Source organism: Paraburkholderia sp. RL18-101-BIB-B (assembly GCF_046026985.1).
Classification (GTDB): domain Bacteria; phylum Pseudomonadota; class Gammaproteobacteria; order Burkholderiales; family Burkholderiaceae; genus Paraburkholderia.
Map to the genome: position 1 here is coordinate 1 of NZ_JARESV010000160.1, position 1,171 is coordinate 1,171.

Annotated in this window: 1 protein-coding gene; it reads right to left on the minus strand. The window is 60.0% G+C overall.

Translation table 11 applies throughout. From position 1 onward, the window contains the following. Positions 1 to 1,089, minus strand: coding sequence for an IS630 family transposase (locus tag P0D73_RS46475; RefSeq protein ID WP_408321345.1), 1,089 nt, complete (start codon positions 1,087 to 1,089; stop codon positions 1 to 3). Positions 1,090 to 1,171 lie beyond the last annotated feature (82 nt).

Genomic DNA, 1,171 nt, shown 5'->3' on the forward strand with positions numbered 1-1,171 from the left:
CTAGTGTCCCGAGTTAGAGATTCGTAGACAAAATCGCTTGACGCTGGCGAGGATGTCGTCGGCCGATTTGGTCCAGTTGAAAGGTCTCGGATCAGTGTTGTTGATCTGGATGTATTGGCGAATAGCCTGTTCGAGTTGCCGGGTGGAGCGATGAGTGCCGCGGCGGATGTATGTCTCGCTGAGCGTGGCAAACCATCGTTCGACCTGGTTAATCCACGAAGCAGAGGTCGGGGTGAAATGCGCATGAAAACGCGGATGGCGAGCCAGCCAGATATTGATCGAGGAGGTCTTGTGCGTACCGTAGTTGTCCATCACCAGATGGACGTCCAGTTGGGGTGGCACGTTGGCCTCGATGGTGCGCAGGAACTGCAGGAATTCACTGCTGCGATGACGTCGATGCAGTTCGCCAATGACTTCGCCCGTGGAGATGTCGAGCGCCGCGAACAGTGTGGTTGTGCCGTGGCGCATATAGTCGTGCGTGCGTCGCTCAGGGATGCCCGGGGCCAGCGGCAGCATAGGCTGGGTGCGGTCCAGCGCCTGGATCTGGCTCTTCTCGTCCACGCACAACACCATGGCCTTGAGCGGCGGGTCCAGATACAGCCCAACGATATCGCGCACCTTGTCCACAAACAATGGATCGCTGGAGAGCTTGAAGGTCTCCTGCCGGTGTGGCTGCAGCCCGAAGGCACGCCATATCCGCGTCACGGCCGTCTGCGACAGCCCCATCTCGCGGGCCATTGTGCGCGTGCTCCAGTGGGTCGCTCCCGCGGGCACGGACTCAAGCGTGCGTGCAATGAGCGCGTCTACCTGGGAGTCCTCGATCGTCCTCGGTGCTCCCGGGCGCGGTGCATCGAGCAACCCGTCCACGCGGTGATTGATGAATCGCGAACGCCACTTCGAAACCGTATGCGAGGTGACACGCTGTCTTGTCGCGACCGTCTTGTTGTCGATGCCCTCGGCGCAGGCCAGCACAATGCGTGCGCGCAAGGCCAGCGCCTGCGCGGTCTTGCGCCGCATTGTCAGCGCCGTGAGCTGTTCGCGCTCCGCTTCACTCAAGACCAGCGGCGCCTTCGGTCTTCCTCTCATCATCGCCTCGCTTATTTGCGAACCCTGCAACCCAGGTTAGTACACAACGCAAATAAGGCAATGAATTTTTAACTCAGGACACTAG

Excerpts from the sequence above, each read along its gene's own strand:
- P0D73_RS46475 (WP_408321345.1), bottom strand. The coding sequence starts at position 1,089 with ATGATGAGAGGAAGACCGAAGGCGCCGCTGGTCTTGAGTGAAGCGGAG.